2 protein-coding genes are annotated in these 4134 nt (G+C 71.0%); one reads left to right on the top strand and one right to left on the bottom strand.

The window, feature by feature from the left end:
* Positions 1 to 3333 (top strand): AAA family ATPase (locus ABR571_RS05775; protein WP_409452233.1); only part of this gene is annotated, 3333 nt, incomplete at its 5' end.
* Between the two features lie 26 nt (positions 3334 to 3359).
* Here ABR571_RS05775 and ABR571_RS05770 read toward each other — a convergent pair.
* A complete protein-coding gene (locus ABR571_RS05770; RefSeq protein WP_409452232.1) occupies positions 3360 to 4037 on the bottom strand; it encodes a Crp/Fnr family transcriptional regulator in 678 nt (225 codons plus the stop codon).
* Positions 4038 to 4134 lie beyond the last annotated feature (97 nt).

Here is a 4134-nt window from a genome sequence, read left to right as displayed (position 1 = left end):
TCACTGTCGGAGGTGCGCGACCCCGAAGAGGTCCGCGAACTGCTGGGCCGATATTTCGACACCGCGCGCGGCGTCGTAGCGCGTTATGGCGGGACGATCGAGAAGTTCATCGGCGACGCGGTGATGGCCGTCTGGGGCGTCCCGACCGCGCACGAGGACGACGCCGAGCGCGCGGTGCGGGCCGGGCTGGATCTGGCCGAGGCGGTGACGGCGTTCGGTGAGTCGGTGGGTGCGCCTGGACTGGCGATGCGGGTCGGGGTCGTCACCGGCGAGGTCGCGGTGACCCTCGGCGCCACCAATCAGGGGATGGTCGCGGGAGACGCGGTCAACACCGCGGCGCGCGTGCAGGCGAAGGCGCAGCCCGGGACCGTCTGGGTCGATGCGCAGACACGGTCGCTGACCGGCGGCTCGATCGACTTCGCAGCCGCCGCCTCGCACGAGCTGAAGGGCAAGGCCGAGCCGGTCGAGCTCTTCGTCGCCACCGCCGTCCGCGGCGGTGTGGGCGGCGAGCGCAGCAGCGACCGGGTGCAGGCGCCGCTGGTCGGTCGCCGCCGCGAGCTGAGCGTGCTCAAGGAGATGTTCCACGTCGCGGCCGAGGAGCGCCGCCCCCGGCTGGTGATCCTGTCCGGCGACGCGGGAATCGGCAAGACGCGACTCAGTTGGGAACTCGAGAACTACATCGACGGGCTGTCGGCCACCGTGCTGTGGCATCGGGGGCGGTGTCTGGCGTACGGCGACGGCGTCGCGTTCTCCGCGCTGACGTCGGCCGTCCGCGGCCGGATCAGTGCGACCGAGGACGACACTGAGGCGACCACGCGCGAGAAGTTGGTGCGCTCGCTCGAGACCTACGTCGCTGACGAGGCCGAGCGCGCGCGTCTGCTGCCGGCGCTGGTCAACCTGCTTGGGCTGCCCGGCGGCACCGACCTCGCCCGGCCCGATCTCTTCAGCGCGTGGCTGAGCTGGTTCGAGCGGCTGTCGCAGACTGAGGACGAGTCGATCGTCTGGATCGTCGATGATGCCCACCACGCCGACGACGGCCTGCTCGATTTCGTCGAGCACCTGTCGATGGTCGCCCAGGCGCCGATGCTGATCGTGCTGCTGGCGCGACCGGAGCTGCTGTCGCGCCGCCCCGCGCTCGCGGCGCTGCGCCGGGCGAATGTCGTCGGCCTGGAGACGTTGTCCCGGTCCGACATCGCTTCGTTGCTGGACGGTTTGGTGGAGGGGTTGCCGGCTGACGTGCGCAACGCGCTGGTCGAGCGGGCCGAGGGCAACCCGCTGTTCGCGATCGAGACCGTCCGGGCCATGAACGACCAGGGTCTGACCGCCGGCGGCCCCACCCGGACTCCCGGCGCGGTCCGGCTGGTGACCGGGGTCGACACCGCAACGTTGGACGCGCTCGCCGCCCCGGCCAGCCTGCAGGTGCTGGTCGCCAGCCGGCTCGACCTGCTGCCGCCGACCGAGCGCGCGGTGCTCGCCGCGGCCTCGGTGCTCGGCCACACGTTCACCCTCGACGCGCTGGCCGCCATCAGTGGGCATTCGGACGACCTGCCGGCGAGTCTGCGCGAGCTGGTCGTCCGCGACCTGCTCACGACGGTCACCGACCGGCTGTCGGCCGAGGAAGGGCAGTACGCCTTCGTCCAGTCGGTGGTGCGGACGGTGGCCTACCAGACGCAGTCGCGGCGGGACCGGTTGCAGCGGCACCTCGACGTGGTGGCGCGCCTCGAGGCCGGAGCGGACGACGACAGCGAGCTCACGACGGTGATCGCTCAGCACCTGCGCGATGCCCTGCCGTTGGTCGCGCCGGATGGCTCGCAGCGCGACGAGATCGCGGGTCGGCTCAGTCGCTGGTTGGAACGATCAGCCGAGCGCTCGCTGGCCGTCGGCGCGCCACGTGACGCGGTCCGCGCCTACGCCGAGGCCCTGGAGCTCACTGCGGAACCCGTGCAGCAAGTACGGCTGCACCTCGTCGCGGCCGAAGCCGCGTTCGCTGCTGGGGCACACGAGGAAGCCACTGACCACGCGCTGCCGATAGCGGCGGGCGACCACGAGGCGCAACCGGTCGAGATCGCCCGGGCCGTTACGACTGCCGCTTTGGCGATGCGGGTCACCGGGCGGTTCGAGGAAGGCTGGGCCCTGCTCGAGCCGTTCTTGATCGACGAGCAGGTCGACCGGTTGCCCGTGTCGATCGCAGCGCGGCTGACCCGCGCCGGCGGGGTCTACCTCAACGACCTGGCGCGCTTCGACGAGTCCGGTCGATGGCTCGAACGGTCCCTTCGACTGGCCGAGGACGGCGGCGACCCGCGGGACATCGCCGGGGCGCTGAACGCCCTCGGCATCGTGTACCTTCTGCGCGGCCATCCGCGCATCGGCCAAGCGATGTTCGGCCTGGCCGCCGACGTGGCGCGAGCCGGCCAACTCGTGTTGGAGCTGGGCATCCCGCTCGTGAACCAGCTCGCGTTCGGGATGAATCGCAACCTCGACGCCAGCCTCGCGGCCGGTCAGGAAGCAATGAAGCTGCACGAGCAGGCCGGCAACAGCAACATGTCGTGGCACACGGCCGCCAACCTGACGATCGTGTTCACGCTGGCCGGTCGCTGGGACGAAGCGGTGGCGCTCCGAGAGCTGCCCTTGTTGAAGGAACGGCCACCGGCGCAGTCGGCCGCCGCGTTCTTCACCATCGAGGCCGCCCTCATCGCGGTCGCCCGGGAAGAGCAACTCGACCTCGAAGCCCTGAACGCGTTGGCGGGCATCGGCGAGACCGGCCAGCTGGAGTCGGCCGACTGGCTCTTCCCCATTGCCATCCGGGTGCTGCTCGACCGCCTCAGCGGTGACGGTGCCGCACTCGCCGGATCGAGCCGCCGGCTGATCGACTTCGCGGTCCGATACATCGACCTCGATGACGACTTCCCGCACCTGTGGGCGTGGACGCTGACGTGGTTGATCGAGACGGGCCAGTTCGCCACCGCGCGAGAGCTGCTCGAACCGGTGACCGCCGTCGCGCGCATCCGACTGACGCCGCTGCTCGCGGCCGAGCTGTCGTGGCTGCGCGGGAGCATCGAGGCGTTGGACCCGGAGTCGGCCGCCTACCCGACCGACGTCGAGCAGGACTTGCGCACCGGTATCGCCGCACTCGACGCGTTCGGAGCCGTCCCGTTCCGGGCGCGAGCCCAGGCGACATTGGGCGTCTGGCTGACCGGGCAGGGTCGTGCGGCAGAAGCGACAACACACCTGTTCGCCGCTCGCGAGACGTTCACGGATCTGCGGGCCACAGCGTGGCTGCGTGACCTGGATGCCGCACTCTCGCTATCGGCCGGCCGAGCCGCCGCCGGCTGAACAGTCGCCGGCTGAAGGCTTCCGGCTCACCCCTCCGCGAATCGCGTCAGTGCAGCCACATCGTCGAGGCGGATCGTCGCCCCGTCGACGGTGATCCAGCTGCGCTGGGCGAGCGCGGACAGCGCGCGGTTCAAGGACTGCCGAGTGACGCCGAGGCGCGCGGCGACGCCCGTCTGGCTCATCGCGAGCCGGCTCTCGGTCGTCCCGTCCGGGCGGGTGACCGACTCGGCCAGCAGCAGTTTGGCCAGCCGTCGGGGCAGGTCGAGGAAGACCAGGTCGGCGGCCGTCCCGCTCAAGCGCCGCATCCCGGCCGCGAGGGCCACCGCTACGGCGCGCAACGCCTTGGGATTGGTCTCCAGCAGCGTTCGGGCGTCGTCGCCGGGTACCGCGATGAGCTCCACGGCCTCGAGCGCCTCGACGGTGGCCGACCGCGGCTCGCGGTCGAGGACCGAGAGCTCACCGAGGGCTGAGCCCGGTCCGGAGACCGACAGCACCAACTCCTCGCCATGGTGCGACGCCACGAACACCCGCAGCCGTCCGGAACGGACGAGGAACAGGTGATCGCTCGGCTCGCCCTGGGTGAACAGGACCTGCCCGCGGGCGAGGCGACGGACGAAGGCGTTCTTGGCGATCGCCGCCAGCTCACTCTGGTCGAGCCCGGCGAACAGCGAGATCCGACCGAGCTCTTCGGCGAAGTCCGGCACGCGATCGGCTTCTATCCCGCGCGCTTCTCGGCCTCGCGCAGCCGGGTGCACAGGATGATGAGCATGTGCCGCGCGAAATCGGGGTTGTCGGCCAACA

This window comes from Jatrophihabitans sp. (assembly GCF_046262535.1).
Lineage (GTDB): Bacteria > Actinomycetota > Actinomycetes > Mycobacteriales > Jatrophihabitantaceae > Jatrophihabitans.
The sequence above is the reverse complement of the archived record's forward strand: the minus strand, read 5'-3'. Positions and strand labels throughout refer to the sequence as shown.